The sequence below is a fragment of the Rhizobium sp. IY2 genome (assembly GCF_047532935.1).
Lineage (GTDB): Bacteria > Pseudomonadota > Alphaproteobacteria > Rhizobiales > Rhizobiaceae > Rhizobium > Rhizobium anhuiense.
Map to the genome: position 1 here is coordinate 592,805 of NZ_JBLKNU010000001.1, position 24,212 is coordinate 617,016.

General features: G+C 63.1%; 26 protein-coding genes and 1 riboswitch. Of the genes, 15 read left to right on the plus strand and 11 right to left on the minus strand.

The annotated features are described in order from the left end of the window. Window positions 1-55: 55 nt before the first annotated feature. Entirely contained in the window at window positions 56-424 is a 369-nt protein-coding gene (locus ACMUVN_RS02825) for an antibiotic biosynthesis monooxygenase family protein (protein ID WP_183903087.1), read from the minus strand. A 98-nt stretch (window positions 425-522) separates the two neighbouring features. Between ACMUVN_RS02825 and ACMUVN_RS02830 the strand changes: the two genes are divergently transcribed. Together ACMUVN_RS02830 and ACMUVN_RS02835 are read left to right on the plus strand one after the other, a co-directional pair. After that, the gene (locus ACMUVN_RS02830) at window positions 523-999 is read left to right on the plus strand and encodes a MarR family winged helix-turn-helix transcriptional regulator (RefSeq protein ID WP_132572445.1); all 477 of its coding nucleotides are present in this window, start codon (window positions 523-525) and stop codon (window positions 997-999) included. Beyond that, window positions 980-1,510, plus strand: coding sequence for a cytochrome b (locus tag ACMUVN_RS02835; RefSeq protein WP_414814867.1), 531 nt, complete (start codon window positions 980-982; stop codon window positions 1,508-1,510). Before ACMUVN_RS02830 ends, ACMUVN_RS02835 begins: the two co-directional genes overlap by 20 nt. 140 nt (window positions 1,511-1,650) lie before the next feature. Here the strand turns inward: ACMUVN_RS02835 and ACMUVN_RS02840 are convergent, their stop codons facing one another. Both ACMUVN_RS02840 and ACMUVN_RS02845 read right to left on the minus strand, forming a co-directional pair. Next, window positions 1,651-2,340 (minus strand): VOC family protein, encoded by a 690-nt coding sequence (locus ACMUVN_RS02840; protein WP_063474706.1) that lies wholly within the window; start codon window positions 2,338-2,340, stop codon window positions 1,651-1,653. Between the two features lie 326 nt (window positions 2,341-2,666). Beyond that, on the minus strand, window positions 2,667-3,101 hold the full coding sequence (locus ACMUVN_RS02845; protein WP_047610695.1) for a 6,7-dimethyl-8-ribityllumazine synthase: 435 nt from the start codon (window positions 3,099-3,101) through the stop codon (window positions 2,667-2,669). Window positions 3,102-3,179: 78 nt separating this feature from the next. Then, window positions 3,180-3,323: riboswitch (FMN riboswitch) on the minus strand. A 259-nt stretch (window positions 3,324-3,582) separates the two neighbouring features. On the opposite strand from ACMUVN_RS02845, the gene ACMUVN_RS02850 reads away from it, so the two are divergent. Together ACMUVN_RS02850 and ACMUVN_RS02855 are read left to right on the plus strand one after the other, a co-directional pair. Continuing rightward, on the plus strand, window positions 3,583-4,029 hold the full coding sequence (locus ACMUVN_RS02850; protein ID WP_018242718.1) for an SRPBCC family protein: 447 nt from the start codon (window positions 3,583-3,585) through the stop codon (window positions 4,027-4,029). 185 nt (window positions 4,030-4,214) lie between these two features. Then, window positions 4,215-4,523 (plus strand): GCG_CRPN prefix-to-repeats domain-containing protein, encoded by a 309-nt coding sequence (locus ACMUVN_RS02855; protein WP_018485640.1) that lies wholly within the window; start codon window positions 4,215-4,217, stop codon window positions 4,521-4,523. A 218-nt stretch (window positions 4,524-4,741) separates the two neighbouring features. Here ACMUVN_RS02855 and ACMUVN_RS02860 read toward each other — a convergent pair whose 3' ends face one another. Further along, window positions 4,742-4,966: a hypothetical protein gene (locus ACMUVN_RS02860; RefSeq protein ID WP_047610691.1), complete on the minus strand. Its 225-nt coding sequence runs from the start codon at window positions 4,964-4,966 to the stop codon at window positions 4,742-4,744. A 215-nt stretch (window positions 4,967-5,181) separates the two neighbouring features. On the opposite strand from ACMUVN_RS02860, the gene ACMUVN_RS02865 reads away from it, so the two are divergent. The 3 genes from ACMUVN_RS02865 (at window position 5,182) to ACMUVN_RS02875 (ending at window position 8,289) form a co-directional block, all read left to right on the plus strand. Further along, complete coding sequence (locus tag ACMUVN_RS02865; RefSeq protein ID WP_132572441.1) at window positions 5,182-6,300, plus strand: adenylate/guanylate cyclase domain-containing protein; 1,119 nt, start codon at window positions 5,182-5,184, stop codon at window positions 6,298-6,300. Window positions 6,301-6,367: 67 nt separating this feature from the next. Beyond that, window positions 6,368-7,012 carry a winged helix-turn-helix domain-containing protein gene (locus ACMUVN_RS02870; RefSeq protein ID WP_132572438.1) on the plus strand — a complete coding sequence of 215 codons (645 nt, stop codon included), beginning with the start codon at window positions 6,368-6,370 and terminating at the stop codon, window positions 7,010-7,012. Continuing rightward, window positions 7,009-8,289, plus strand: a complete 1,281-nt coding sequence (locus ACMUVN_RS02875) for an MFS transporter (RefSeq protein WP_132572435.1) — start codon at window positions 7,009-7,011, stop codon at window positions 8,287-8,289. The genes ACMUVN_RS02870 and ACMUVN_RS02875 overlap by 4 nt, the downstream gene beginning before the upstream one ends. On the opposite strand, the gene ACMUVN_RS02880 is transcribed toward ACMUVN_RS02875, so the two are convergent. Next, window positions 8,276-9,202: a LysR family transcriptional regulator gene (locus ACMUVN_RS02880; RefSeq protein WP_063473340.1), complete on the minus strand. Its 927-nt coding sequence runs from the start codon at window positions 9,200-9,202 to the stop codon at window positions 8,276-8,278. The genes ACMUVN_RS02875 and ACMUVN_RS02880 overlap by 14 nt on opposite strands. 298 nt (window positions 9,203-9,500) lie before the next feature. Further along, window positions 9,501-10,424, minus strand: a complete 924-nt coding sequence (locus tag ACMUVN_RS02885) for a phytanoyl-CoA dioxygenase family protein (RefSeq protein ID WP_063473339.1) — start codon at window positions 10,422-10,424, stop codon at window positions 9,501-9,503. A 97-nt stretch (window positions 10,425-10,521) separates the two neighbouring features. On the opposite strand from ACMUVN_RS02885, the gene ACMUVN_RS02890 reads away from it, so the two are divergent. Further along, on the plus strand, window positions 10,522-11,349 hold the full coding sequence (locus tag ACMUVN_RS02890; protein ID WP_047610678.1) for a helix-turn-helix transcriptional regulator: 828 nt from the start codon (window positions 10,522-10,524) through the stop codon (window positions 11,347-11,349). A 3-nt stretch (window positions 11,350-11,352) separates the two neighbouring features. Here ACMUVN_RS02890 and ACMUVN_RS02895 read toward each other — a convergent pair whose 3' ends face one another. Then, window positions 11,353-12,375: an LLM class flavin-dependent oxidoreductase gene (locus ACMUVN_RS02895; RefSeq protein WP_063473338.1), complete on the minus strand. Its 1,023-nt coding sequence runs from the start codon at window positions 12,373-12,375 to the stop codon at window positions 11,353-11,355. A gap of 235 nt (window positions 12,376-12,610) precedes the next feature. Then, window positions 12,611-12,760, minus strand: a complete 150-nt coding sequence (locus ACMUVN_RS02900; protein WP_245294514.1) for a hypothetical protein — start codon at window positions 12,758-12,760, stop codon at window positions 12,611-12,613. 134 nt (window positions 12,761-12,894) lie between these two features. On the opposite strand from ACMUVN_RS02900, the gene ACMUVN_RS02905 reads away from it, so the two are divergent. From ACMUVN_RS02905 to ACMUVN_RS02915, 3 genes are all read left to right on the plus strand, one after another. Continuing rightward, window positions 12,895-13,764: a FecR domain-containing protein gene (locus tag ACMUVN_RS02905; RefSeq protein ID WP_245294513.1), complete on the plus strand. Its 870-nt coding sequence runs from the start codon at window positions 12,895-12,897 to the stop codon at window positions 13,762-13,764. 72 nt (window positions 13,765-13,836) lie between these two features. Next, window positions 13,837-16,584: an EAL domain-containing protein gene (locus tag ACMUVN_RS02910; protein WP_245294512.1), complete on the plus strand. Its 2,748-nt coding sequence runs from the start codon at window positions 13,837-13,839 to the stop codon at window positions 16,582-16,584. A 133-nt stretch (window positions 16,585-16,717) separates the two neighbouring features. Next, the gene (locus ACMUVN_RS02915; protein ID WP_063473335.1) at window positions 16,718-17,359 is read left to right on the plus strand and encodes a metallophosphoesterase family protein; all 642 of its coding nucleotides are present in this window, start codon (window positions 16,718-16,720) and stop codon (window positions 17,357-17,359) included. Window positions 17,360-17,527: 168 nt separating this feature from the next. On the opposite strand, the gene ACMUVN_RS02920 is transcribed toward ACMUVN_RS02915, so the two are convergent. Both ACMUVN_RS02920 and ACMUVN_RS02925 read right to left on the minus strand, forming a co-directional pair. Beyond that, complete coding sequence (locus tag ACMUVN_RS02920) at window positions 17,528-17,869, minus strand: hypothetical protein (protein WP_063473334.1); 342 nt, start codon at window positions 17,867-17,869, stop codon at window positions 17,528-17,530. Window positions 17,870-17,874: 5 nt separating this feature from the next. Further along, a complete protein-coding gene (locus ACMUVN_RS02925) occupies window positions 17,875-18,672 on the minus strand; it encodes a DUF899 domain-containing protein (RefSeq protein ID WP_063473333.1) in 798 nt (265 codons plus the stop codon). 117 nt (window positions 18,673-18,789) lie between these two features. Between ACMUVN_RS02925 and ACMUVN_RS02930 the strand changes: the two genes are divergently transcribed. The 3 genes from ACMUVN_RS02930 to ACMUVN_RS02940 all read left to right on the plus strand — a co-directional run bounded on the left by ACMUVN_RS02930 (window position 18,790) and on the right by ACMUVN_RS02940 (window position 21,730). Continuing rightward, entirely contained in the window at window positions 18,790-20,010 is a 1,221-nt protein-coding gene (locus tag ACMUVN_RS02930) for a helix-turn-helix domain-containing protein (protein ID WP_414814868.1), read from the plus strand. Window positions 20,011-20,055: 45 nt separating this feature from the next. After that, window positions 20,056-20,688: a PQQ-binding-like beta-propeller repeat protein gene (locus ACMUVN_RS02935; protein ID WP_028758212.1), complete on the plus strand. Its 633-nt coding sequence runs from the start codon at window positions 20,056-20,058 to the stop codon at window positions 20,686-20,688. Between the two features lie 127 nt (window positions 20,689-20,815). After that, entirely contained in the window at window positions 20,816-21,730 is a 915-nt protein-coding gene (locus ACMUVN_RS02940; protein WP_063475196.1) for a phosphotriesterase, read from the plus strand. Window positions 21,731-21,834: 104 nt separating this feature from the next. On the opposite strand, the gene ACMUVN_RS02945 is transcribed toward ACMUVN_RS02940, so the two are convergent. Then, window positions 21,835-22,371 (minus strand): GNAT family N-acetyltransferase, encoded by a 537-nt coding sequence (locus ACMUVN_RS02945; protein ID WP_063475195.1) that lies wholly within the window; start codon window positions 22,369-22,371, stop codon window positions 21,835-21,837. Between the two features lie 87 nt (window positions 22,372-22,458). On the opposite strand from ACMUVN_RS02945, the gene ACMUVN_RS02950 reads away from it, so the two are divergent. Then, window positions 22,459-24,204 (plus strand): sensor histidine kinase, encoded by a 1,746-nt coding sequence (locus tag ACMUVN_RS02950; protein WP_063475194.1) that lies wholly within the window; start codon window positions 22,459-22,461, stop codon window positions 24,202-24,204. The last annotated feature ends 8 nt before the right edge of the window (window positions 24,205-24,212 follow it).

Genomic DNA, 24,212 nt, shown 5'->3' on the forward strand with positions numbered 1-24,212 from the left:
AGTCGAGGGACCGGACCGCGAAGATCCATGTGCCGGCTCTCAGGGAACGGGCTTCCTAGGCGACGCAGATGCCCGGCACGGCGACCTTCTGGAAGAGGTGCGGGGAGGCAACGGCCGAGGACGGGTAGGAGGAGAGCTTTGCCCTGAACTCCGGATGCGAGAATGCCGCCCTGAAGTCGGCGGTCGATTCCCAGACGGCATAGTTGAGATAGGCAGGACTTTCGCCGATAGCCCGGTGAAGCTGGGTCGAGATGAAGCCCGGCTGGCGTTTCATGAAGGCCGCATCGGCCTGCCAGGCTTCAAGGAAGGCCTGCTCGTCTGCCTTGTCGAGCGTGAAGATATTGATGAGGACGATCGCGGAAGCATCGAGCGCGATTTGACGATCGATCGGGAAGGCGGGGTCCATCGGACGCATGAGCGACATGGTCGACTCCATCTGAATTGGTTACATGATGTCAATCTGGTGATAAGGATACATATTTTCTTTGACATCATAATGTCAATATAGGTACATGGTGACAAATGCGAAAACCTCAGCGAAGCCCGACCGGAACGGCCTTGACCGACCTCATTCTGGATCTCTTCCGGCTCAACAACCGGATGATCAACGCGGGCGACAAGCTCGTCGAGGGGCTCGGTCTGACGAGCGCCCGCTGGCATGTCCTCGGCACTGTGGCCACGGCAGGCCGGCCGCAGCCGGTCGCGTGGCTGGCGCGCGACATGGGGGCCAACCGCCAGAACGTCCAGCGCATCGTCAACGATCTGGACAAGGAAGGGCTTCTGGCGTTCCAGCCCAATCCGCATCACCGGCGGGCACAGCTCGTCGTGCTGACGGACAAGGGAAAACAGGCATATGAAACCGCCATGCACCTGCAGGCGCCGTGGGTCGACATGCTCTCGGAAGGGCTTCAGGTCGAGGATCTCAAAACCACGCATGCCGTCATGAAGGCGCTGCGCAGCAAACTGGAAGGGAATGGAGATGTTGAAGAGCAGGCCTGATCGCTATGGCGCAATAGCGGTCTCGATCCACTGGCTGAGCGCAGTTCTGATCCTGGCGTTGCTTGGTTCCGGTTTTCGGGCCGCCAACGCCGAGGACGCGGCGACCAAGGCTGGGCTGTTGCGCTTCCACATTCCGGTGGCGATCATCGTCCTGCTTCTCACGGCTCTTCGCCTTGTCTGGTGGTGGCGTTTCGATCGCAAGCCTGCGCCGGTTAAGGCATCGCCTCGGTGGCAGGCGCGCCTCGCGCGCTTTGTCCACGTCGCCTTTTACGTCTTCATTCTCGGCATGGTCGCCAGCGGCATCGGGATGATGATCCTCAGCGGTGCCGCCCCCGCCGTCTTCGGGACACCCGGCGCCATGCTGCCTGATTTCACTGCCTATCCGCCGCGTGGCCCGCATGGGTTAGGCGCCTTGCTGCTTGTCGGCCTGCTGGTCTTCCATGCCGGCGCTGCGCTCTTTCACCAACTCGTCCGCGGCGATCACCTGCGGCGGATGTGGTATGGCGGCTGAGGTCGGCTGACGAGGCGGCGAGGGTGTCTGAACCGAGAGCCGCTACGAGGAAGGCAGACACGATAAAACGTCTCGGCGCGATGCGTGCCGAGACGCTTGTCAAACGATGTTGCCGTCTGCGATGACGCTGGAGCCCGTGCCTATAGCGGCAACTGCTTGCCGGCCTGTTCGCTGACCATGTATTCGGCGTACCAGTCCGGCCAGCCTTCGTCGTGCTTGCCGCCGTTTCGCTTCTCGTGTTCGCCGTGGGCGGTTGCCGCGCGGCGCAGTGCTGCCGCAAGCTCGGTGGAAGTCGTGAATTTCGTTTCGTCGGCGTCGATGCGTCCGGGCAGCCGCGTGGTGACTTCCTGGAACAGCCAGCCGTTGCCGTCCGGATCCTTGAACGAGGCGAAGGAGCGGTAGCTGCGATGTTCGGGATCGCGGCCGGCGATGCGCAGCCGCCCGAACAGATAGGGCTCGTCCCTGCCGGCATAGACGCCGGCAGCGTCATGAAACACGTCGCTGACCTCGACGCCGCGGGCGATCAGATCGCGACGGGCAGCCTCGATATCGGAGACGACCAGGTAGAGTCCCTGGGCGGAACCCGGGGCTGCGGCAGTGACATTCTTGCCGAAGATGATCGCGCAGCCGGAGCCGGGCGGGGTAAACTGGATCACACGGAAATCGGCGTCATTTGCAAAGTCGGCGTCGAGCCGCCAACCCAAGCCGTCGTAAAAACGTTTGGCGCGGTCGACATCGGAAACGGGGATGACGACCACCTCGAGCTTGGTGTCGACCGGCTGTGATTTTGGGGTTTGCATGGGGGTTTCGCTGCGCAGTGCATTGCTCATCTTCAGCTCCATGGGGTTTGGGATGCGTTAAGAATGGCGATACATGTCAGCGGTCAGTGGACCACAGCGCGGTCGGGCCGTCGAATCAATTATTCTGTCGGATTTGGCCGGTATTGGCGGATTCCGCTGCGACACAAGGCCTGTTGCTCCGATCCGCGGACGTGTCGTTCCCCACCCTTGGGCGTGTCGTTTCCGACCCGCGGGCGTGTCGTTTCCGACCCGCGGGGTGGCAAGGTCAGTCGATCCAGTGAGGCGGCGGGTTAGTTCCCGCCGTCTTCGCTCTTGTGTTGCGGCTCATCGAGCCGCGTTCGGGAAGATGGATCCTACTACGCGGCGAGAGCGGCGCGGGTTTTGCCGATCGTCAGGGCTGCCTTTGCTGCCTCGCGCCCTTTTTCGATGAAGTGCGCACGGTAGATCTGCTTGTGGTGTTCGGTTTCCTGATACTGATGCGGCGTCAGCGAAACCGACAGCACCGGCACGCCGGTATCCATGCCGGCGCGCATCAGCCCATCGACGACGGCCTGCGCGACGAATTCGTGGCGGTAAATGCCGCCGTCGACGACGAAGGCGGCGGCAATGACGGCGCCATAGCGCCCGGTTGCGGCGAGATCGCGCGACAGCAGCGGCATCTCGAATGCGCCGGGAACATCGAACACATCGACCTGCTCGGGCGGAACGAGCTGATAGAAGCCATCAAGGGCGCGGTCGACGATGTCGGCGTGCCAGCTGGCTTTGACGAAGGCGTAGCGGGTGGGTGTCATGGTAATCTCCTTTGGCGAACAGACACATCACCCAAGGCGATCACGAACGTTCCCGACAGCCGCAAGGGCGGCAGGAACGCACGTTCTCTTTCATCCGGACTATGACCGTCGGCTCAGGCATCTCACCTGATCTGCTGACCCTTCCTTAAGAAGGCGCTCGCGGGCTCGCAATCGAAACTGCATACCGCCGGTAGGGACTTTCACCCCGCCCTGAGAACGGCGGCGACAATAGGGGGAAGGCGGCGGGCTGGCAATAGGTCGGAAATGCTTTCGTGATCGATGAATCTGTCGATGCGGATCAAGGCTCGCAAAGTGGCGGTTTCGTTTCTCCGTCGATGGCGAACAGCCGATGCCTCTTGCTGAGGATGGGCTTGCCCCTACATGCTCGGGTGAGGACATCCACGTCGGAACAACATAACGGAACAGGATACGCCGTCTTCGCCCGAGGCGGGGCAGGCGACAGCCACCATGGGAGGGAGTGATGCCAGAATCTTTCGTCGTTCACCGCGAGGCGCATATCGCGGCGCCGCCGGCTGCGGTGTTTGCGCTGATGACCGATCCGGAGAAGATCCTGCGCTGGATGGGAACGGAAGCGCAGGTAGAGCCGCAACCGGGCGGGCTCTATCTCGTCAATGTCACCGGCGCCCGCTTTGCGCGCGGCTCGTTTCGCGAGGTGGTGCCGGTTCATCGCCTTGCCTACAGTTTCGGCTGGGACGGCAGCGAAGTGGTACCGCCGGGATCGAGCCTGGTCGAGATCGACCTGATCGAGCAGGGCGGCGGAACGCTGCTGCGGCTCACCCATAGCGGCCTGCCCAGCGCCGATCAATGCGCCGGCCATGCGGAAGGCTGGGCCCATTATCTCGGGCGGCTGACCGAGGTCGCCGCCGGGCGTGATCCGGGTCCCGATCCTTTTTACGGCAGGACATGAACGGTTTTGCGCCGGCAGCAGGGTGCCCGGAAGCGTTTGCCGCAGCGGGGAATACTGCCGGCCGGCGCTGCGATCGGCTGTCCGAAAGCGCTTCTTTTGCTCCCGCAAACATGAACGCGCAGTTCATCTCCAGTTCAATTTGGCGCTCCTAAAGTGATTGCGGCTGGATTGAAATGGAGTTCTCGATGAAGGCACTTTCTATCGCGGCTGCCTTGCTTGCCGGCAGCCTCTCGATCGGTACAGCTGAGGCGATGCCGATTGGAACAATCAATGTGCAGAGCAATGTGACGAAGGTCGACTATGCCTGCGGTCGCGGCTGGCACCTGACCCGCTGGGGCGAATGCCGGCGAAACTGGCGCCGCCCGCCGCCGGTCGCTTTCTACGGTGGTCCGCCCCGCTGGGGCTGGGAACGGCGTCACCGGGATTGGGATGGCCCGCGCTGGCGCCATGAGAGGCGCTGGGATCGCGACCGTCGTTGGCGGGATGATGACTAAACGTCTCGCTTAAAGCGCGTCGCGTCAAACCGGAATCATGCGACGCGCTTTAAGTCTTTGATTTATGCATGTCGTTGTCCCAAAACCGCTGCGCACTTTTGGGCGACATGCATGAGATCGAGATGGACGAAGGCCGGAGCGATTTTCGCCCGGCCTTTTCTGATGAAACGGCTTCGCCGACGCTGACAGGCAGCGTTCTCTGCATTTGTCCGATATGGTCAAATACTGCTGACGAGCCAGTACTTGCCGTCGATCAGTTCTTCAAGCTCGACAGGATCCTTGACGCCGAATTCGAACCATTCGACGAGTTCCTTCGCCTTACGGCTGCTCTCCTCCGCCGTCAGCTCGACCTGATATCTTTCGCACCATCGCCGGAGGATCGACGTCAGCAGCGTCATGTCATCCCCATCCAGTGGATCTTTCGGCCAGAATATCGTGCCCATCGTACCCCTCAATCACACGATGACGAACGATCCTATAATGGAATCAAAGTCGCGCAAGTTTAAAGTGTTTATTTTTTGTTTTCCACCGCGCTGGACGGTTTTCGACAGGCGATGCGGACGCCTTTTACAGGCTTCAGACTGGGTCGCTGAAAAACGTCTCCACGGTCACCCGGGATATCCTTGCGGACGTCCACGTCGGCATGCGATGTTGAGCGATGGATCTGCCGTCTCCCCTTGCCTGGCTGGTTGACGAGGCCGGGGCCTCGCCTGGTCCCGAACGGTTTCTGGCCGAGCTCGGGCGCCGGTTGCTGGCCGATGGCCTGCCGCTTTCCGGCGGGGCGCTGACGCTTTCGGTGCCGCATCCGATCATCGCGCGGCGCACCTGGCTGTGGCGGGCCGAGACCGGCGCCGTCATCGAGGCATTGGCCTTCGCCGCGGCTCCGCAAAGTGAGGCCGGACGCGAGTGGCTCACCGGGTTGGGGCCGGTATGGGAGGCAAGGATCGGGCCGCCGCGCGACAATCAGGCATCGGACAGCCCGCTACTCGGCTGGGCGGGGGTTGCCGACGGGGCAGGGGGCGGTGCATTCGCTCCGGCCGAGGCCAGCCTGCTCTGCGAGGTCGCGCGTTTTGCCGCAGCGCCGCTCGCCGCTTTGGCGGCGCGGGAGGCGCGGGCCGCGCTGCTCGAAGCCTATCTCGGCCGGCGCAGTGCCGCCCGGGTGCAGGCCGGCGCGCTTGCCCGCGGCACCGGCGAGACCATCCGCGCGGCGCTTCTCTGCGCCGATCTGCGCGACTTCACCGCGCTCTCCGAGGTAACCGAACCTCACATGATGATATCAGCGCTGGATGCCTGGTTCGACCGCGTCGCCGGCGCAGTGCATGCCTTCGGCGGCGAGGTGCTGAAGTTCATCGGCGACGGCGTGCTGGCGATCTTTCCGGTCACTGTTGTGTCGGGCGAAGGCGATGCAGCCCAAGGGGATCGCGAAGCCTGCGAGGCCGCTCTTCGCGCGGTCGCCGCCAGCCGGGCGGGCATGGCCCATCTCGACCAACTGCGCCAGGCGCAGGGGCTGGCGCCGCTGCCCTTCGGCGCGGCGCTGCATTTCGGCGAGATCCTGTGGGGCAATATCGGCGCGGCCGACCGGCTGGACTTCACCGCTATCGGCCCCGCCGTCAATCTGGTCAGCCGATTGGAAGGGTTGTGCAAGCCGATCGGCCGAAGCGTGCTGATCTCGGGTGCCGTGGCAGCGAATACGACGACCGCGCTGATGCCGCTGGGAGAGCATACCTTGCGGGGCATTGCCGACCCTTGTGCGGTGTTCACGCTGCCGACGGATTGAGCCACGCGCAAGACATCTTTGCAAAGAAAGCTTTGCAAAGATGTCTTTGCAATAGTAGGCTTCGCGCATGAAAAAACCGCGCCCACAGCCTGCTCAATCCGTCACCGCACCGCGCACCGTCAGTCGCGTCGTGCCGGATCCGACCGCCTTAAAGGCGCTGGCGCATCCGGTTCGGCTGCGGATGCTCGGCATGCTGCGGATCGACGGGCCTGCCACGGCGACACAGCTTGCAGCGCGGCTTGGGCTGAACAGCGGCGCGACCAGCTATCACCTGCGCCAGCTCGCCCAATACGGCTTCATCGAGGAGGCGCCGCATGCTTCGCGGCGCGACCGCTGGTGGCGCGCCAGCCACGAACTCACCTCGGTGCCGTCAAGCGAGGCCGAGGGCGAAGCGCTCGACCTCGACCTCGCCTTCAACCAGGCGGTACTCTCCCTGCAGGTCGGCCAGATGCAGCAGGCGCTGGAGGAGTATGCCGAACTGCCGGCGGAATGGCGCAAGGCGAGCGCTGCCAACGACGTCATCATCCCGATGACGGCGGAACAGGCCGAGGCCCTGACCAGGCAGCTGACCGACATCATCCTCGAAGCAATGCGGGTGGCTCCGCCTTTGGGCGAGGCGACCGCTCCGGGCATGGTGCCTTTCTCGATCATGCTGCACGCCTTTCCCTATCCGGGCCGGCTCCCGCATAGCGAGGAGGATGGCGGGTCATGAGAAGGGGTGGGCCTTTCCTGGCGCTTGCCGCCGCCGAGACGCTTTCGCTGTCCGGCACACGGCTGTCGACCATCGCCATTCCCTGGCTGGTGCTGGTCGCTACGGGCAACCCGGTTCTAACGGGGCTGACGGCGATGATGGAAATGCTGCCCTATGTCGCTGCCAAGGCGCTCAGTGGGCCGCTGATCGACCGCGTCGGCGCGAAGCGCATCGCTGTCGTCTGCGACGCCGCCTCGGTGGCCGTGGTGATGCTGGTGCCGCTGCTCGACCGGCTCGGGCTGCTTGGTATGCCGGTACTGCTACCGATCGTTTTTGCCATGGGTGTGCTACGCGGTCCGTCCGATGCCGCCAAGCAGGCGATGGTGCCTGATATCGCCGAATTGGCGGCCGTGCCGCTCGAGCGGGTGACCGGTGTCGTTGGCGCCATCGAGCGGCTGGCCTCAACGGTAGGTGCGGCCGGCGCCGGTGCGTTGATCAGCCTGATCGGCCCGGGCCAGGCGCTGGTCGTCAATGCCGTCACCTTCGCCGCCGCCGCGCTGATTGTGGGGGTAGGCATCCCCGGGCTGAAAAGCATGCCAAGGCTGCAATGCATGCCCGGGCTGCAATGCATGCCCGCGCCGCGCGGCACGCCCGAGGCTCGGCCGGGCGGAATGTCCTCCTATCTCGGCGATCTCAGGGAAGGCTGGTGCTTTCTGCGCGGCGATGCGGTGCTCGTCAGCATCGTCATCATGGTGGCGACCACCAATCTGCTGGACCAGGCCTATGGGGCGGTGCTGCTGCCCGTCTGGACGCAGAGTTCGGGCCATGGCCCGGAATTGCTGGGGGCGATGTTTGCGGCCTTCACCGGCGCTTCGATCGCCGGCGCGGCGATTGCCGCTGCGATCGGCGAGCGGATGCCGCGCCTGATGATCTATACGGTGGCCTTCCTGCTGACCGGATTTCCGCGTTTTCTCGTTCTTGCGCTGGACGCGCCGCTCCCCATTATTTTTCTCACTTTGGCAATCGCTGGATTTGCCTCGGGCTTCCTCAATCCGATCCTGTCGGCGGTGATCTTCGAGCGCATCCCCAAGCCGCTGATCGGCCGCGTCACCGCAATGAACGCCGCCCTTTGCTTTGCCCTCATCCCGTTCGGCGGCCTCTTCGGCGGCGCCCTGATCAGCATGATCGGCCTTGCCGCAGCGCTCTCGCTCACCGGCTTCGCCTATCTCGCCGCAACCCTCTTTCCTCTGGCGCTGAAAAGTTTCCGCGGCTTCGACAAGCCTCTCACCGAGAGCTAGCGTCATGGTCGCGTACCTGGCCCCCAAGCTCCTCGACCATCAGATCGATGAAGCGGCGGACACGCGGTTCCAGCAGGCGTTTGTCGGGATAGAGCGTAACGATTTTTGCGTCGTCGGTTTCGAGGTCGGGCAGGATCTGCCGGAGGCGACCGGCGGTAAGATCGTCGGCGACGAGAAAATCGGGAAGCAGCGCGATGCCCAGCCCCGCGAGCGCGGCGTCGCGGATCGCCTCTCCGCTGTCGAGCCTCAGGCGACTGCGGCCCTGCGCCTTGACCCAGGAGCCGCCTTCGCCGCGAAAGCGCCAGCCCTGCCTTTGATGGCGGCTGGCGAAGATCAGGCAATCGTGGGCCGCGAGGTCGTCGATATTGCGCGGTTCCCCGCGCTCAGTCAGGTAGGATGGCGACGCGCAGAGCCGCGCCTTATAGGTGGCGATCACACGCGAGACCAGGCGGGTATCCGACGCCGTCGCGTCGATCCGGATCGCCAGATCGGAGCCTTCTTCGACGATGTCGGCCGGGCGATCGGTGAAGCTCACTTCGACCTGGATGTCGGGCCAGGCCCGAAGATATTTTTCAAGCAGGGGCAGCACGACGAGCCGCCCCAGGGTATCGGGAACGGTGAGCCTGAGAACGCCTTGCGGCGTGCCGCTCTGCCCCGCCACGCTCGCCTCCGCCTCGTCGACCGATGCGAGGATCTGCAGCCCGCGCTGGTAAAACATCCGGCCTTCATCGGTCAGGCCCAGCGTTCTCGTCGTACGGTTGAGCAGGCGCGCGCCAAGCCGGTCTTCCAGGCGGATGACGGCCTTTCCTGCCGCCGAACGGGAGAGGCCCATGGCCTGGCCGCCGGCGATAAAGCTTCCGGCATCGACGACTGCCATGAAGATCAGGATATCGTTCAGGTTCGTACGTGGCATCAGGGCACTCGAGCGGTTCGGCTACAGCATACCTCGGTCAGTCATGCGACAGATTCAAGGTTCGCAGCATCAACGTCCGACGCGGCAGTAAGGTCCGGGCGCTTCGCTTCTGTGTCGACGTCCGTTCGTCAATCAACCTGCCATAGCGGCCATCACACCGGATTGCCGGTCAACAACGGCCGCCGCGACCACGCTGACGGGCGTTTTTGGCCTCGCCTTTCCGCAGCAGCGCCGTCGCCTATACCGGATGATGCGCCGGCAGAGCCGGGGCTGTGCCCAATGAGGCCGTCGAACCGCGCTACAGCATGTCGCCGAGACTCCAATGGTTGTTCCATCGGACGTCGATCTCGTCGTCGACATTCTGATATCTTATGTCGGTGGAGAGGCGCAGCCGTCGGCTGCAGTCCTGGTTGGTGGTCGAGGCATGGATCATGTAGGGCGAGTGGAGCACCACATCACCGGCCTCATAATCGGCGGCGAGCCAGCGAGTATCGAAGCGCTCCGCCATATCAGGGAGATCCTTCGAGACCCAGCCGCCTTCGGCCATGTGGCGGTTATAGGCGCTGATCCGCTCTTCCGGAGAAAGATCGCCGCTTGCGGCCTGGAACTCGGCCTCCATCCTGACACCAACCGCGTGCGAGCGCTCGAGGTAGACCAGCCCCCCCATCTCGGCGGGGATATCGCCGATCGGAATCCAGGCCGTCACCAGGCGTCTGGTGCCGCCGCGGAGATAGACGAGATCATAGTGAGCCGGTGTGGCCGTTGGCGATCCCGGCTGAACGAAACGCATGATCTTGCGCTTGTGCAGATAAGAGATGCCCTGCAGGAAATCGTCCATGAAACGGGCAAGCGGCGGCTGCGCGCAGAAGCCTTCATAGGCGGCAGAGCGGACCAGCGACATCAAGCGCCGGTCCGCCAGGCTCCTGTCGAAGCCGGCGGCAGACGCGATGCCCAGCGAAAAATCGCTGCCGGGCTCGACCAGCCCGGTTTCGGCAAGGCGTTCGAAGACCCAGCGGCGAAAATCGAGAACATCGGTCCGCGGCAGAAGGCGTTTCAGCCAGACATAACCATCGTCCTGGTAGCGGCGGCGGATGGCGTCGACGCCGATGGCGGGATCGGTCGGCGCGAGCCAGCCCGTCCGCTCCGCAGGCAAGGTCTTGCCGTGGGCGGCAAGGGGAAATTCCGGCTTTCGGGCTTGCATCGTTTTGGCGGTAATTGACATTTCAGCCTTCCATCGCTTGAGTTGGCTCGCCATTCGTTAGCTGATCTGTTGGGACAACCGACATAGAGGAAAATCATAGCTGGACTTTTCGCTCACCATGAAAGACGTCGAGGCCATCTATCGGTCACCGCTCGGCGCGGCCGGCGGACTTGCGGTCACCGGCAGTGGCCGGCAGCATGCCCATCATGCGGTGAGGGATCGGAAACTGCCGAGTTTCGCCGTCGTGCTGGTGGAGCGCGGGCAGGGCTGGCTGGAAACCGCCGCCAGCGGCCGCTTGAGCTTGGCGGGACCGGCCCTCTTCTGGCTGTTTCCCAACCGCGCCCATTCCTATGGCCCCGATGAAGCAGGCTGGGACGAGCGCTGGGCGCTTTTCGAAGGGTCCTTCACGCGGGACTTCGTGCGGCTGAGGCTCATCGCCGAGCGGCACCCGGTCGTCGCCTTGCATCATCTCGATGACGTCGCGCGGCTCTTCGCCAAGCTTCATACCGATCTGCTTGACGATACCAACCTCGGACAGGCGTCGGCGGCAGTGATGCTGCATCGCATCGTCATCTCAGCCGCCAGACAGGCGGCAAGTGTCGCGGGCGATCGACGACAGGAAAGGCCCGACATGGCCGCAATCGTGGAAACGCTGCGGCAGCGAGCGATGCAGCCGTTGGATCTCGCTGCCTTCGCCGCCGAGCACGGCATCTCGCCGGCCACCCTGCGCCGGCGGTTCACGCTCGAGACGGGGCTGCCTCCCAAGGCATTTCAGCTTCGGGCGCGCATGGATCACGCCAAACAGCTACTGGCAACTACCGACGAGAAGATCGAAACGGTTGCTGCCATGATCGGCCTGGATGACCCGTTTTATTTTTCGCGTGTCTTTCACGAACGCGAGGGCTGCAGTCCTCGTGAATTCCGCACGAGATACAGGCGGGTTTGAACGTCAGCGCCAGCCGAGCGCCGGGGCAACATGGGTGAGGATCGCTTCGATGACATGGGTGTTGTAGGCGACGCCGAGCTGGTTGGGGACGGTCAGCAGCAGCGTGTCGGCTTCGGCGATTGCCTCGTCCTCGGCGAGCTGCTTGATCAGGGCGTCAGGCTCGGCAGCATAGCTGCGGCCGAAGATCGCCCGGGTCTTCTCGTCGATGAAGCCGATCTTGTCACCCTCGTCGTTGCCGTAGCCGAAATAGGCGCGGTCGCGGTCATCGACCAGCGCGAAGATGCTGCGGCTGACCGAGACGCGCGGCTGGCGTGTGTGGCCGGCTTCTTTCCAGGCCGCGCGATAGGCGCGGATCTGGTCGGCCTGCTGGACGTGGAACGGCTCTCCCGTTTCGTCGTCCTTCAGCGTCGAGCTCTGCAGGTTCATGCCGAGCTTGGCTGCCCAGACGGCAGTGGCGTTGGAACTCGCGCCCCACCAGATGCGTTCGCGCAGGCCCTCGGAATGCGGCTCGAGGCGCAGCTGGCCGGGCGGGTTCGGAAACATCGGCCGCGGATTCGGTTTGGCAAAACCTTCGCCGCGCAGCACTTCGAGGAAGACTTCGGCATGGTGCCGGGCCATGTCGGCCTCGCTCTGGCCTTCCGGCGGGGCATAGCCGAAATGGCGCCAGCCATCGATCACCTGCTCGGGCGAACCGCGGCTGATGCCGAGCTGCAGACGGCCGCCGGCAATGAGGTCGGCCGCACCGGCATCTTCGGCCATATAGAGCGGGTTCTCGTAGCGCATGTCGATGACGGCGGTGCCAATCTCGATCCGGTTGGTTCTGGCGCCGACGGCCGATAGCAGCGGGAAGGGCGCGGCCAGCTGGCGGGCGAAATGATGCACGCGAAAATACGCCCCGTCCGCCCCGAGCTCTTCGGCCGCTACGGCAAGATCGATCGACTGCAGCAGCGCGTCGCCTGCCGAGCGCGTCTGCGATTGGGGCGAGGGCGTCCAGTGCCCGAACGAGAGGAAACCGATCTTCTTCATGCCGCGCCTTTTCCGTTGCATCTCATGGTGGATGGGTCATGGCATAGTTTCGGGCCGGAAGACAATCGGAAGCGGGGGGATGTGGCGTATCACTTATCCGGCATTTGACGCGCTATCTTCCGCTATCTCTGGAGAGTGTCGCGTGCCCTTTCCTCCGTCATTCCTGTGGCGAGCACAGGAATGGGGGAGAGGAGATGCTCGTGTGCTAAAATTTCCATTGAATCTCCACAGGCTTTCACACCGCGCCGACATCCTCCAGCTGCGTGTGCACGGCGTTGAACACCTGCGATGGCACGCGCAGGCTGGCATCGTCTTGATAGAGCGCCCGCACTTCGCCGGCAAAGGTCGGGAATCGCCGGATTCGCGAGAGTTTTTCTGGAATCATTCAAATGAAATTAAGGAGATAGTGGTTTTATCAGTTGGTATTTGGGAGATTATATGTTTCGCGCTTTTTCGTTTTTTCTGGTGCTTTTCTTTTTTTCGATAGTGTCCGCGAATGCCGCTGAGGGTGACTGGCAAGTGGCCAAGGCCAGCCAGCAGGTGAATTTCACCGTCGACAAGCGGAACTGGGTAGCGGTTCGAGCGGGAGACATCATCCCCAACACCGCCTGGATCGCGACCGGGCCGAGGGGACGCGTTCAGCTGGTGCGCGGCGTCGAAAGCATTTCGTTTCAACCCAACACCGTCGCCGGCATCTTCACATCGGGCTTTGGCGAGAGGAAGACGGAGGTCGTCGAGCAGGCGGGTGTGCTCGATCTGGAGATCGAGAAACGCAGCAAGCCGCATACAACAGTCCAGACGCCTTTCCTGGCGGCCGTTGTGAAGGGGACGAATTTCCGCGTTTCCGTCTCGAAATCCGCGGCTGAGGTTACGGTCAACCGCGGCCTGGTGCAGGTGACATCGTTTGCGAGCGGTCAAAGGGCGAATGTCGGGCCGGGGCAGGGCGCATCCGTCGACGGTGTGAAAGGGATGACGGTTTCCGGCGACGTTTCGACGCCTGTGGTGACCGCGGTCTCCCCGTCGGTGGCGCGAGTGCCTGCCGTCGGCGCGACGACCCTCAACGGGCAGGCGGAGACAGAGAGTTCGAAGGCATCTGGCGCATCTTCATCCGTTTCCAATAGCGCCGGCTCTGGCGACCGAGATAGCGCTTCCCACTCCTTCGGCAATGAAGGCCGCAATGGCAATCGCTACGGCGCCGATAATGGCTCCAGCAATGGCAATGAGAATGCAGCCGGCAACGATGACGGCCAAGGAAACGCTGTCGGGAATGACAGCGACAACGGCGACAACAATGGAATCGGGAGCGGCAAGGATAAGGACAAGAAAGATAAGAAAGACAAAAGCGACAAAAAGGACAAGAACAAAGGCAAGGGAAACGATGACGACTGAAGTTTCCCCGTCGGCCGGTGTGAGAGGTTTCCATCGTTGATGAAGGGCGGTCGTGGCTTTCGGCTGTCGCGCTTGCGCCCAGTCAGGCTGTTATTCATCCTGATGATGATCGGCCTGCCGCTCTCGGGGCAAGTCCTGCCCTTTGTGAATTATCTCGACAATGCCCTGGTGAGCTGGCGCTTCAGCGCGGCACCACGGGCGGCGTCCGGAAATATTGTTTATGTCGCGATCGATAAGCGCAGCATCGATGCGGTCGGCACCTGGCCGTGGCCCCGCAGCCTCTATGCCGAGCTCATTGACAAGCTGATTGCGGTAGGCGCAGGCGACATCTTTATCGACGTCGATTTCAGCACGCCGTCGAACTCTGCCGAGGATGACCGGCTGGCCAAGGCTCTGACTGAAGCCGGAGGCGGCGTGATCCTGCCGGTCTTCAAGCAATATCTCGGCGCCGAGGCCGGATCGCAGACGGTGGTGACGCGGCCGATTCCGGATCTCGCCGACAATGCCTGGCTTTCCCTCGCCAATGTCGGCCTCGACGGCGACGGCACGGTCAGGCGGTTCGCACTTGGCGATACTCTCGACAATCAGCCGACGCAAAGCGTTGCCGCAGTGCTGGCGAAATTCGACAGGGCGGCAGGCTCCTATCCGATCGACTATTCGATCGCCCCGGCGAGCGTCCCGACATTCTCGCTGTCGGATGTTCTTGCCGGGAAGGTCGGCAGGCCCGATCTGGAAGGGCGTTCGGTGGTTGTCGGCGCCTATGCGACCGAGCTGAAGGATATCTTCCCCGTCCCGGTCTATGGCGCACTGCCCGGCGCAATGCTGCATATTCTCGCTTCCGAAACGATCCTGCAGAAGCGGCTGCTCGAGGACATCGACCAGATGCCGCTGGAGCTTCTCTTTGCCGCAGCCATTATTGCGCTCGCCCTTGGCATGCGCAGCCGGTCCGCAGCCCATGCCGTCGCGTTTGCTCTTGCCATTGCCGCCGCCGGTGAAGTGACGGCCTTCTTTCTCCAGAAGGATCACGCTCTCATCCTTCACACGGTGCGGCCGTGGATCATTCTTCTTGCCGGTCTCGTGCTGTTGTTGAACGAGAAGGTCGATTTCGGCCGGTTTCTGGTCGAGCTTGCCAAGGCCGAGCAGCGCAACACGCGCCGGCTGCTCGAGAGGATCGTGGCTGACAGCGCCGACGCCGTCATCGCCTTCGACGATCAGTTCCGCATTCTGAACGAAAGCGCCTCGGCTGCGGCGATGCTGGCTTTGGAGCCACAGGCGGACAGGCGCAGAACGCTTGATGCGATGATCCCGCCCCCTCTCGTTCATCGCATCATCAAGCTTGCTTCGGATTATATGGCGCAGCCGGGCACGATCCACGCCTGCAACGCGCGTTTTTCGCTTCAAACCGAGAGAGGGACAAAGCATCTCGAGGCAGCGATCACCATTTCGCCTGTCGAACGGCCTGGCGAATCCGGCATCGTCGCCGCGAAATCCTTCATCGGCAGCCTGATCGTCAGGGACATGACGGCCCGCCGGCGGTACGAAGACAAACTTCAGCGCCTGTCCGAATTCGACGAGTTGACCGGTCTGATGAACAGGCGCGAATTCCGCCGTCGCCTCGATCGGCTCGAGGGTGAATGCCATGTGATCGCGCTGGGGCTACACCGTTTCTCCGTCCTGAATACGGCGATGGGACGGGATGTCGGGGATGAGCTTTTGAGGGCCGTCGCCGTGCGGATGGAGGCGGAGGGTGCAATCAGCCTCGTCGGGCGGTTGGGGGGCGATGTCTTCACGGCCGTCATCCCGGCGTCCGAGGAGTGCGGTCAGGAGCGGTGCGCGCAGCTCATCCTTGATCTTTTCAGAGAGCCGTTCGCGCTTGGCGGTTCGATGATCCATGTCGCCGCCCGGCTCGGGATCTGCACCAGCGAGGCGCGCAACGGTGACGCCGACATTTGGATTCAGAATGCCGAGATTGCGCTCGACGACGCCAAGCGGGTGGCTGGCAGCGGATGGCGCGCTCATGATCCGGTGACCGCCCTGCGGCAGCATCAATCGCGATTGCTCGAGCGGCAGATGCGCGCTGCTCTCGATCGTCGCGAATTCTTCCTGTTGTATCAGCCGCAGGTGGACCTCAAGACGGGCAAACTGGTCGGTGCTGAGGCCCTTTTGCGGTGGAAGCATCCGGAGTTCGGGCTGGTTTCGCCGGCAGATTTCATTCCGGTCGCCGAAGCCAGCGGTTTCATCTGCGATCTCGGCTGCTGGGCGCTTGCCGAAGCATGCCGGGCGGCGACCGAATGGCCGGATCGACTCAATCTCGCCGTCAACGTATCGCCGATCCAGTTTTCCCGGCCGGAGCTGGTTGCAGAGGTCAAGGCTGCATTGGCGACAAGCGGCCTGGCGGCCTCGCGCCTGCATCTCGAAATTACCGAATCCGCCTTTGTCGACGGCAGCGAGCAGATCATGTCGGTCATCTCGGAGCTCAGAGCGCTCGGCATTGCCGTCGCGCTCGACGATTTCGGAACCGGCTATTCGTCGCTGAGCTATATGGCCGGCTTTCCCCTCGACAAGCTCAAGATCGACCAGTCCTTCGTCAGGAAGATCGCGGACGATCCCAAGATCCTGGCGATCGTCGCGACGGTCGGCTCGCTTGCCCACGGGCTGGGGCTCAAGGTCGTGGCAGAGGGGATAGAGACCGAGACGGAATGGCAGATGCTGGCGCAGATGGGCTGTGAGGAGGGCCAGGGCTACTTCTTCGGTAAGCCGCAATCGTCCGCCGCTCTGATGACGCTTTCGCGCCAGCCGGGCTGGACGCGTGCTGCATGACCGATCTCGCCGGCCGCTTTCTTCAAGCGGAAGCAGAAGGAATTGCGGTAAGCGGCTGAGAGGGAGTCGGATTTTCTGTCGGCATCGGTGGTGCGGACTTCACCTGGCTCTCGACAGGCGTTAAGAATGCGACATGCGCTACACATTCGCCATAGGCGATATCCATGGCTGCATCGATCCGCTGAACAGGATGATCGATCGGGTCGAAACCTATGCGCCTGAAGGGACAGTCGTCTTCCTTGGCGACTATATCGATCGCGGGTTTGACAGCAAAAACGTCCTCGACCGCATCATTGCCGGCACGGCCGACCCATGGCGATGGATATGCCTGAAAGGCAATCATGAGGACATGATGGTCGCTGCCTATGCCGACAGCGGCAGCCGAGCCGTATGGCTCGGCAATGGCGGGCTCGAGACCGAAATATCCTATGGCGGCAGAGTTCCGCCCCAGCATCTGCAATGGGCGGCTGATCGTCCGCTCATGCATGTCGACCGGCATCGCATCTTCGTCCATGCCGGCGTCGATCCGGCGTTTCCGCTGGAACGGCAGAGCGAGGACGATCTTCTGTGGTTGCGGTTCCCTCCCGGTGAATCCAGCGACTATTGGGGCAAGCACCTGGTCCACGGCCATACGCCGTCACTGTCCAACCCGGTGACGACAGGAAACCGCACCAACATCGACAGCGGCTGTGTCTTCGGCGGCAAGCTTTCCTGCGCGGTCTTCGACGACGAGGTTGCCGGCGGGCCGATCGACTTTATCGAGGTGAGGGCATGAACTTGGGCGCGTCGGTAAGGGTGTAAAGCTGGAGACGGCGGAATGGGAGCCGCGCGGAGCGAGGAAGCCTTTCGCTCCGCCGCGCTCCGTCAGCAGAAGTTTGACGAGGGCGCTACCCCATCTCTCTTTTCCCAGCGGCGAGAAGAGAGATGGGGTGCGGCAGAATCCTCACTTCCGGCCCTGCCGGCCGGCGAAGAGCCGCAGCCAGGGCGCTAGATGGAAACCGCCCATCAGCAGGTACATCGGCACCATTCCCCCGATCGGGAAGGCATCAGGCGTTGTCATACACATCATGTCGGTGCTGCCGGTTGCTGCCGTCAGCAGCGCCATGATCGCGAATGTTGGGGCGGCGGCGAATGCCAGCCAGTCGGCGGCGTGGGCGGCGAGCCGGCCGCCGGCGCTAGCCACACTGCTGCTCGGCTTATCAGTTGATCCGACTGCGGCGGCGGCCAGCGAGAGCCATTCGGCGTTGCCGTCGCCTCTCTCCGGGGTGGGGGTGGAAAGCAGCATCGCAGTCACTCCTTGCCGTAGCGGTCGTGATGGCGCCACCAGATGCCGGTTTCGTTGCGGCCCTTGGGCGCGCGGTCGAGCCATTGGTACATGCCCCAGAGCCCATCCAGCCCGCGGGCATAGCTGGAATAGCTGTGGTAGACCGTGCCATCGATGAGTTCGAAGGCGCTGACACCCGGCCGGTCGCGGGTGTAGGTCGCGACATCGGTGCCGGTCATGGCGGCAATCTGCGCGACCGGGCCCTCGCTGCCGGGCGACTGCCATTCTTGCACGGTCTTGCCGGCGAGCGGTTCGGGAGCGGGGAACTCGCGGCGGTAGTTGTATTCTATGCCGCCCTGGTGCTGCTGCTCGGCAGAGAACCAGACGCTGAAATCGCCGTTGAAATCGCTGCCGAAGGAGGAGGCCCAGGGAAAACTCCAGTCCATGCGTTGCTTGAAGGCCTGAAGTTTGGGCAGTCGCGCACGCGAAACCGCCCAGAAGGCGAGGTCGTGGTTTTCGAGGTGGACGAAGAAGCCGTTGAAACCGTCGGCGATCGAGGAGCAGGAGGGGCATCCCGCGCTATAATCGGGCCCGAACATGAAGTGATAGACGAGAAGCTGCGAGCGGCCGCCGAAGAGGTCCTTCAGTGAGACGTTGCCGTCGTCCGTATCGAAGCGGTATTCCTTATCGATTCTCACACGCGGCAATTGCTGGCGCTTGAGCGCCAGCGCGTCGCTTTGCCGGGTCAGCGCCTTTTCCTCTTCGAGCAGGTCGAGCCTTGCCGCCAGCCATTGCTGCCGTGTTGCGTTCAGCTCTGTCGTCATGGGTCTTCTCCTTTGCCTGTCTGTCGTCGTAGCATCCGGCGCGGATTGGTTGCCGGGTCCAGAGCAGATTACGGCCGGGCGGAAGGAGGCGGGAGTGACAAGTGTGACGGGATTTGAATGGACTCGCTGATCACAGCCGCGGCGCAGGCGCTGGCATCGGGCGATGCGCTCGGCGCACTGAAGCGGGTGGCGCTGCGTGACGACGCGCCGGCGCTGGCGTTGCGCGGCATCGCGATGGCGCAGCTCGGCGATCTCGTCCGCGCCAAGGCGCTGCTGAAGAGTGCTGCGCGCGCCTTCGGCCCGCGCGAGGCGGTGGCGCGGGCGCGTTGCGTGGTTGCCGAGGCCGAGATCGCGCTCGTCTCGCGTGATCTTCTCTGGCCGCCGAAGGCGCTGGAAGCGGCGCGCAAAGTGCTGGAAGCGCATGGCGACAGGGTCAATGCCGCGCATGCGGGCAATGTCGCCATTCGCAGGCTGGTGTTGATCGGGCGTCTCGACGAGGCCGAACGCGCGCTTGCAGCACTCGATCCGACGCCGCTGCCGCCGGCTCTGCGGACTGCCCACGAGCTGGTGGCCGCCGGCATCGCCGTCCGGCGCCTGCAGACGCAGGCGGCGCGTGCGGCGCTCGCCCGGGCAAGGGTTGCGGCGCGCGCGGCCGATATTCAGGCTTTGACGGCGGAGGTCGAAACTGCGGCCCTCGTGCTCGACACGCCAGCGGCGCGGCTGATGTCGCGCGGCCAGGAGCGCTTGCTGCTGCTCGGCGAGGTGGAAGCGCTGCTCGGTTCGGGCACGCTCGTCGTCGATGCCTGCCGCCATGTGGTGTGGAATGCGGGCGCCGCCGTCTCGCTGGCGACGCGGCCGGTGCTGTTTGCGCTTGCCCGTACGCTGGCCGAAGCCTGGCCGGGCGATGTGACACGGGGAGCGCTCATCGCGCGCGCCTTCCGCGGCAAACACGCCGATGAATCGCATCGCGCCAGGCTGCGGGTCGAGATTGGCCGGCTGCGGGCCGAACTGCGAGGACTGGCGGAGGTGTCAGCGACGAAGCGCGGCTTTGCGCTTTCGCCGCGTGGCGCCCGGGATATCGCGGTGCTGGCGCCGCTCGTCGAAGGTCAGCATGGGGCAGTGCTCGTATTCCTCTCCGATGGCGAGGCGTGGTCGAGCTCGGCCTTGGCGATCGCGCTCGCCGCCAGCCCCCGCACCGTGCAGCGGGCGCTGGATTCCCTTGCGGGCGAAGGCAAGGTGCAATCGCTGGGGCGCGGGCGGGCGCGGCGCTGGATGAGCCCGCCGCTGCCGGGTTTCCCGACGATCTTGTTACTCCCCGGACCGCTGCCCAGCGATTAGTGTGGGCTGACTGATTGTGATGCCCGAACCATAGGGATGGAAGAGATGAAGAAATCGGCTGCGAATATCCTGCGTGAATATGGACCTTTTCCCGGCGCTGAGCGCGTCAATGGCGTCACCTTCGACGGCGAGCACGTCTGGTTTGCCTCGGGCGACCGCCTGAACGCGCTCGATCCCGAAAGCGGCGAGGTGGTGCGCTCGATCGAGGTTGCATCCCATGCCGGGACGGCCTTCGACGGCGAGTTCCTCTATCAGATCGCCGAGGATGTCATTCACAAGATCGAGCCGAAGACTGGCCGTATCCTCGCCACCATCCCGGCGCCTGGCAATGGCGGCGATTCCGGCCTTGCCTGGGCCGAGGGCACGCTCTGGGTCGGCCAGCATCGCGGCCGCAGGATCCACCAGATCGATCCCGAGACCGGCAAGATCCTCCGCACCATCGAATCCAACCGCGTCGTGACAGGCGTCACCTGGGTCGACGGCCAGCTCTGGCACGGCACCTGGGAGGGCGACGACAGCGACGTCAGGCGCATCGACCCGGAAACGGGAGAGGTGCTGGAACGGCTCGACATGCCCGAAGGCACCGGCGTCTCCGGCCTCGAATCCGACGGTGCCGACCGCTTCTTCTGTGGCGGAGGCGGCAGTGGCAAGATCCGCGCGGTGCGCCGGCCGGCGTGAAGCCCGGAAGAATTTCGGTCGAGTGAGCGATTGATTTCGTCATGGGACGATCTACTTTCGCGGCAGTGTCGAAGCTTCGGGGGCGGTCGAGGGCTCGACGCAAGCGGCATGACCGCGGGGAGAGACTTTGAAATATCTGCGCACGACACTTGGGCCTAAGAGCAAATCCGAACTTGGGATGATCCTCCCGCACGAGCACGTCTTCGTCGACCTCAGGACGCCGGACCAGCCCGGTTATGCCGAAGCAGACATTGAAGACGTCGTTCGGCTGATGGCCCCCGAAATCGAACGGATCAAGAAACTCGGGGTGACGGCACTGGTCGAATGCTCGACGGGCGGCGTCGGACGCCGTGCGGATATCGATCTTGCCGTGTCGCTCGCGACGGATTTTCCGATTGTCGTTCCCACCGGCAATTACCGTGAACCCTGGATTCCCGAATGGGTCCGCCATGCTTCCGAGAAGGAACTGGAGGTATGGATGCTTCGCGAGCTGACAGAGCAGATCGACGAGACCGGGTTCCAGGCAGGCTGGATCAAGCTCAGTGCCGGCGATGACGGCATGACGGCGCTCGAGACAAAAATCCTGCGGGCGGCCGCGCGCGCCGCGGCGCAGACAGACGCCGTCATCGGCAGTCATACGATCAGGGGACGGGTCGTCATGGATCAACTCGATGTCATCGAGGCGGAGGGCTACAGGGCCGACAGATTCATCTCGATCCATACGCAGGAAGAAAAGGACTTCGCCTATAACGTCGCCGTGGCCGAGCGAGGCGCCTGGATCGAGTATGACCATGTCGGCCGGGCCGAAGATAACGAGGTGGCGGATCTGGTCATCAAGGCGCTGGAGGCCGGCTGCGGCGACCGCCTGTTGTTGAGCCATGACCGGGGCTGGTTCGATCCGGCACTGCCGATGGGCGGGACACCCAAGCCGTACACCCATCTTTCCACGGTCTTGCTGCCCGAGTTGAAACGGCGCGGCATAGACGACGGGACGCTGATGCGCCTGACTCACGACAATCCGTTCGAGGCTTTCGCCCGATAGGGGATGGCTGGGCTCATTGCGTGCAAGGGCATTTGTTCCAAGTTCAGGCCGAAATGATGATCAGCCGGACTCGCCCCGTTCAAAAATCGACGCGATACCAGGATCTATGAGAAGCCGCGCTCGTCGAACAAAAGCGCCATGCTGATCGCATCGATGAACCGGCCGTCGATGCGTGCCGCCCGTCGGACGATGCCTTCGCGGGCAAATCCGACCTTTTCGTAGAGAGCGATCGCACGGGCATTGTCCTCGTAAACATCGAGTTCAACCCTGGCAAAACCGCTTTTCTGTGCGGCGCTCAATGTCGTCTCGATAAGCCTTCGTCCCAGACCCTTGCCCCGATAGGCAGGAAGGATACCCATTCCCAGGTTTCCACGATGGGCATGCGACGGGAAAAAATGACGGCTGATGTCGCACCAACCGATGACTTGGGTTTGAGCGGTGGCAACGAATTGAGGATTGCCTTTTGCAATCATGCCGATCACGAACTCCCGCGTCTGCGGCAGAGGAGTCGCTTCCAGCATAGACAGGTATCTTTTCTCCCGCGCGACCAGGTCGAGTGCGTGATGAAAACTATCGATGTGGGCGGCAGCGATCGGTTCGATCCTGATATCCGACGTTTCCGGCGATGCGGGAGCATCCATACGCTTCTCCTTCGGAGATTGTGAAATGCCTATAGGAGACAAGTTGTGGACCTGCACGGGAGCGCATAATTCACGGTCCGTCAACCTTTGCGTGTCAATTTCTCGGTGGCAGTCGCCATCAAAAGGTTGCAGGTATTGAAGGTCAGACTCACATCCCACATTACGTTTGTCCTGGTAACGCTCACCTGTGCTGCGGCCGTGTTGCTGTGCGGTTTTGCGTGGCTCGCCGCAATCAAGGTCGATGATCTCTATTTGCGCCGACAGGCCGATTTCGTCCGACAGGGACTGGAAGAGCAGATCGCAGCACTTCCCCGTGAGCAGGAAAGCGTCACCAAATGGGACGATGCCTTCCTCTATGCCAAGCAGCGGAACCATGAATGGCTGCTCGACAATGTCGGGCGGTGGACGAGCCAGTATTTCGCGCACGACAGAACCTATATCTTCGACGATGCCAATCGCCTGATGTTTGCGTTCCGTGACGGCGCGGATGCGATGCCGCCGCGGCTCGATGACGACGACGGCAAAGAAATGACCGCTCTTGCCGGAGAGATGCGTGCCGCTCTCGTCGAGCGGGCTGCAGAGCCCGGCGCCGAACCGATTGGTCAACTGGCCACGGTTCGGACGATCATGATCGGCAAAAGGCCGGCGATAGCAAGCGCGCGTCCCATTCTGCCGAGTTCGACCAGGATGCAGATCGAGGCGGGCCAGGAGTTCATCGCCATCTCGGTCAAGTTCATCGATGGAAAAACTGCCGAAAGCATCGCCCATCATGCGCTGCTCGAAGGATTGCATTTCGCGTCTTCGAAAGGTGAGGACGAGCGGGCGCAAGTGCCTGTGTCATCGCATGACGGCGGCACGATCGGCTATTTCGTGTGGCCTCCCATCCGGCCCGGATACATGCTGCTTCAGCAGATCGCGCCGGCGGGGCTCGGTTGTCTGGCGCTGCTGATCACCGTCGTGTTCTGGCTGGGACGAGGTCTGCATCGCACCTCGCTGACCCTGCTGGACAGCCAGGCGCAACTCACCCATCACCGCAACCATCTGGAAGAGATGGTGGCCGATCGAACGGCCGAGATCGAAAGGCAGAGAGAGGAACTGGATCGCCTGCTGGTGCACGAACGCCAGGTGAATGCGCTCCAGCGCCAGTTCGTCGCCATGGCCTCGCACGAGTTTCGCACACCGCTCGCAATCATCGACGCCGCTGCCCAGCGGCTCTGCCGCTCGACGACCAACGTCAGTGGCGATTACGTTCACGAAAAAGCAGGCGTGATCCGCAGCGCGGTGGTGCGCATGGTCGATCTGATGGAGAGCATTCTCGCCAGCGGCCGGCTCGAAACCGGACAGATCACGCTGAAGCGCAGCGAAGGCGATCTGAAAGCCCTGCTCGTCACCTGCTGCGACAGGCAGCGCCATCTCAGCCGCTCGCATGTGTTTCATCTCGATCTCCAGCCGATACCCGATGTATTGACATTCGACCGCAGCGCCATGGAACAGGTCTTCACCAACCTGATTTCGAACGCCGTCAAATATTCGCCCAACGCGCCCGACATTCATGTCCGCGCCCGGGCTGACGAGAAGACGGTGGAGATCGCCATCTCCGACAGCGGCATCGGCATGGATGCGGAGGATCTGCCGAAGCTGTTCCAGCCCTATTACCGCGCCCGCAGCGCCACGGGCATTGCCGGAACCGGCATCGGCCTCAACGTCGTCAAGCAGGTCGTCGAACTGCATGGCGGCACCGTCGAGGTAAGCAGCGAGCTCGGCAAGGGCACAACATTCACCATTCTTCTGCCAATAGCGTTCCTATTGTCGGATCAACAAGTCGCAGCTTAAGGAAGAGC

Bases quoted from the DNA above. Each gene is read 5' to 3' on its own strand.
- ACMUVN_RS02825 (WP_183903087.1), bottom strand. From the start codon at position 424: ATGTCGCTCATGCGTCCGATGGACCCCGCCTTCCCGATCGATCGTCAA.
- ACMUVN_RS02830 (WP_132572445.1), top strand. From the start codon at position 523: ATGCGAAAACCTCAGCGAAGCCCGACCGGAACGGCCTTGACCGACCTC.
- ACMUVN_RS02835 (WP_414814867.1), top strand. From the start codon at position 980: ATGTTGAAGAGCAGGCCTGATCGCTATGGCGCAATAGCGGTCTCGATC.
- ACMUVN_RS02840 (WP_063474706.1), bottom strand. From the start codon at position 2,340: ATGAGCAATGCACTGCGCAGCGAAACCCCCATGCAAACCCCAAAATCA.
- ACMUVN_RS02845 (WP_047610695.1), bottom strand. From the start codon at position 3,101: ATGACACCCACCCGCTACGCCTTCGTCAAAGCCAGCTGGCACGCCGAC.
- ACMUVN_RS02850 (WP_018242718.1), top strand. From the start codon at position 3,583: ATGCCAGAATCTTTCGTCGTTCACCGCGAGGCGCATATCGCGGCGCCG.
- ACMUVN_RS02855 (WP_018485640.1), top strand. From the start codon at position 4,215: ATGAAGGCACTTTCTATCGCGGCTGCCTTGCTTGCCGGCAGCCTCTCG.
- ACMUVN_RS02860 (WP_047610691.1), bottom strand. From the start codon at position 4,966: ATGGGCACGATATTCTGGCCGAAAGATCCACTGGATGGGGATGACATG.
- ACMUVN_RS02865 (WP_132572441.1), top strand. From the start codon at position 5,182: ATGGATCTGCCGTCTCCCCTTGCCTGGCTGGTTGACGAGGCCGGGGCC.
- ACMUVN_RS02870 (WP_132572438.1), top strand. From the start codon at position 6,368: ATGAAAAAACCGCGCCCACAGCCTGCTCAATCCGTCACCGCACCGCGC.
- ACMUVN_RS02875 (WP_132572435.1), top strand. From the start codon at position 7,009: ATGAGAAGGGGTGGGCCTTTCCTGGCGCTTGCCGCCGCCGAGACGCTT.
- ACMUVN_RS02880 (WP_063473340.1), bottom strand. From the start codon at position 9,202: ATGCCACGTACGAACCTGAACGATATCCTGATCTTCATGGCAGTCGTC.
- ACMUVN_RS02885 (WP_063473339.1), bottom strand. From the start codon at position 10,424: ATGTCAATTACCGCCAAAACGATGCAAGCCCGAAAGCCGGAATTTCCC.
- ACMUVN_RS02890 (WP_047610678.1), top strand. From the start codon at position 10,522: ATGAAAGACGTCGAGGCCATCTATCGGTCACCGCTCGGCGCGGCCGGC.
- ACMUVN_RS02895 (WP_063473338.1), bottom strand. From the start codon at position 12,375: ATGAAGAAGATCGGTTTCCTCTCGTTCGGGCACTGGACGCCCTCGCCC.
- ACMUVN_RS02900 (WP_245294514.1), bottom strand. From the start codon at position 12,760: ATGATTCCAGAAAAACTCTCGCGAATCCGGCGATTCCCGACCTTTGCC.
- ACMUVN_RS02915 (WP_063473335.1), top strand. From the start codon at position 16,718: ATGCGCTACACATTCGCCATAGGCGATATCCATGGCTGCATCGATCCG.
- ACMUVN_RS02920 (WP_063473334.1), bottom strand. From the start codon at position 17,869: ATGCTGCTTTCCACCCCCACCCCGGAGAGAGGCGACGGCAACGCCGAA.
- ACMUVN_RS02925 (WP_063473333.1), bottom strand. From the start codon at position 18,672: ATGACGACAGAGCTGAACGCAACACGGCAGCAATGGCTGGCGGCAAGG.
- ACMUVN_RS02930 (WP_414814868.1), top strand. From the start codon at position 18,790: ATGGACTCGCTGATCACAGCCGCGGCGCAGGCGCTGGCATCGGGCGAT.
- ACMUVN_RS02935 (WP_028758212.1), top strand. From the start codon at position 20,056: ATGAAGAAATCGGCTGCGAATATCCTGCGTGAATATGGACCTTTTCCC.
- ACMUVN_RS02945 (WP_063475195.1), bottom strand. From the start codon at position 22,371: ATGGATGCTCCCGCATCGCCGGAAACGTCGGATATCAGGATCGAACCG.